Annotated in this window: 3 protein-coding genes; all 3 read left to right on the forward strand. The window is 56.0% G+C overall.

The features are described 5' to 3' along the window. Positions 1 to 262 precede the first annotated feature (262 nt). On the forward strand, positions 263 to 409 hold the full coding sequence (locus ACXJL8_RS38660; protein ID WP_456686776.1) for an H-NS family nucleoid-associated regulatory protein: 147 nt from the start codon (positions 263 to 265) through the stop codon (positions 407 to 409). 14 nt (positions 410 to 423) lie between these two features. Continuing rightward, positions 424 to 1,605, forward strand: a complete 1,182-nt coding sequence (locus tag ACXJL8_RS38665) for an HNH endonuclease signature motif containing protein (RefSeq protein WP_456686777.1) — start codon at positions 424 to 426, stop codon at positions 1,603 to 1,605. A gap of 166 nt (positions 1,606 to 1,771) precedes the next feature. Beyond that, the gene (locus ACXJL8_RS38670; protein WP_456624177.1) at positions 1,772 to 2,158 is read left to right on the forward strand and encodes a hypothetical protein; all 387 of its coding nucleotides are present in this window, start codon (positions 1,772 to 1,774) and stop codon (positions 2,156 to 2,158) included. Positions 2,159 to 2,598: the final 440 nt, after the last annotated feature.

Genomic DNA, 2,598 nt, shown 5'->3' on the forward strand with positions numbered 1-2,598 from the left:
AACCCTATCCCGACGAGCCAAAGGCACGCTTCCGCCATGCCTGTGAGACCATGAGCCATAACCTTATCGTGTGGGGCTGGCGGAAACACGAGACAATGCCGTGATCCCGACAGCGCACTCAATAAACTTCGCCTGTGAAGTGTGATCGAAGCCACGAGCATGCGGACGATTGCGAACGAATTTAGTGCGCCATCACCGTAATCACAACTCTCACAACGAGATGATTGCGCGAGAGATGCGCCGGTTTGGTGAGCTGGAGAGAATGGCCGGAGGGATCAAGAAGACACGGGCCAAGGCGACTGCCAAGTACCGCAACCGCAAGAAGTTGGTCTGGACGGGCAGGGGCTCGATGCCCCGTTGGATTCGGGACGAGAGGAAGTTGCTGAAATTGAAGCCGGATGCGTTTTGATAAGGAAATAGATGGTGAGCCGAATTGACCGACAACAGCCGGGCATGCAGCGAGGACCTGATAGCAGCCTCAACCGGTCAGACCTCGCTCTGATGGCGCGCGGGATCAGTAACACCAAGRCGGTTAAGCTCAGGGCCGAGGGATACACGCTCGGCAGGCTCCAGCGAATGAAGCGAGCGGAGCTCCGGAAGGTTGGTCTGGACAAGTTGGCAATCGACAACCTCCTCGGCGAGGGCCGTCCCGCTATACCCTCCGACAAGGTCATCGAGGTCTTGTTCGCCAACAGGTTTACCTGCTGTATTTGCCGCAATCACAGACGCGGCGTCATTGTCCATCATATCCGGAAGTGGGCGAAGTCACGCGACCACGAAGTGCCGAACCTTGCTGTCTTGTGCACCCTGCACCACGACAAGGTCCATACAACGAGCGAGCTGACCAAGAATCTCGATGCGAGGACGCTCCGGGGCATCAAGAAGAAGTGGGAAGCCGACGTGGCCGAGATGGACATCCAAACCATCCTCGACCAATCCCGCGAGCACGCCTCGGCGTGGCAGTACTTCAATCACCTGCGGCTCTTCGAATTGGCCGCAGAGCAACGTATCAGGTTCAAGAACCTAGACGGCTACGATACCGCGCTGCAGCTGGGCATGTGTAACGAGGTGGGCCGTCTTATGCCCCGCCCGAAAAATTCCGGATGGATGTATGAGGGTGGTGACGGCCAAGCGCTCTACTGGTACGTCCGATCCGTGCTACATGCTTCGTTGGAAAAGCTGACAGTCGCTAACATCTCCGATGATCTTGAACGTGGTGCGCTGTCGGCTCTCTTGAGTGCTGGGGATTTCATCCTGGTGCAGGGCTCGCACACGTTCTCTCCAAAGACGCTGAGCCATCGGCGACCCGGGCAAACCACGGACGGGGTGCGCAAGGCAAACCAGGTCATCGTAGAGTTCACGTTCGATCGATGGGAGGCGACATCTTCCTCCGCCCACGGCCGATGGTTATCCGGCAGGGTCGAGGTGACGAGCATCATCAGGATATCGAAGATTTCCCGCACTAAGTCAGGCAAGATGCGCATCCAAGGCACCGTGTTCGCCGTCGCACAGGGTTTCTCTGGCCTCAAGACTCGGGAATACGCGACTTACCCTTACCGTTATGGGGTGCGGGTCATCAGTGACGATGAAGAAGACGAGGAATAGCCGCTAGTGTCCCGAGTCACAATTTCGATTGCGGTGACGGTGCTGGACTGTCACCGCAATCCTTCATTTGCGCTTCTTACGGCAACCGTTACCGATGCAGAATCGTGCGCCGCCTGTGGCATCTCGTCAATGTTTCACGTACAAATTGTGAAACAAGGGGGACGATATGGATCAAGAAAAGCGGCGGCTRAACGTGGACGTGCAAAAGTATTTCTCAGACGCGAATAGAAAACTGCTGGCCTATCTGTTTACAGCCCATGGTGCCGGAGTGGTTGGATGTCTGTCGCTCTTGAAAGACTACAACGCTGTGCCTCAATACAAAGGTGTAGGCTATTTTCTGGCGATATTTGCGATTGGGATGGTGATGACTACCGTTTCATGGGTTGCTGAGAACATTGCAGATACSGCGGAAATGTTGGACATAATAGAAGTTGGTGAGAGAAAAATTGAATTGACGAAAGCGAATGCCGTTTTCTTTTTCTCGTCGCTGATAGCGGCGCTGCTTTTCATTTCAGCCCTATTTGGCCTCGCTTGGCGTTTTATGAATCTTTAATGGGTCGCTGGTTCACGGCCCCAACGTAGGTGCCTGTCGTCACCCGTGTCTGTTGGAGAGCCCGGAAGTCGAGACCCAGCCATAGGGCGGGTTGGACTCTTCAACAGCGTCGCGATTACGGTGACAATGCACTCAATCGACGCTGTCCGCCAAGCATGAACCGAAGCCGCAGGGTTAGCAGGTTGGCGATGGCGAATGAATTTGGTGTACTGTCGCCGTAACTCATTTTGTGTTCAGACCATGCCGGGTTCGTCGCCGGCCAAAACATAGTCGACGGGGGAAGCTACCCGGGGCATCTTCCAACGCAGCGTTTGAGAGGATCCTCGATGAAACGACTTCATGTCCTTGCCCTGCTGGGCACGGCCCTGTTCGGGCTTGCCGCGGCGCCGGCTGCGGCCGACACCTATCCGAGCCGCGTGGTGACCGTCGTGGTGCCCTAT

The organism is Bradyrhizobium sp. P5_C11_2 (genome assembly GCF_054049755.1).

What these genes read in the sequence shown, in the direction of transcription:
- ACXJL8_RS38660 (WP_456686776.1), top strand. Translation starts at nt 263, where the DNA reads ATGGCCGGAGGGATCAAGAAGACACGGGCCAAGGCGACTGCCAAGTAC.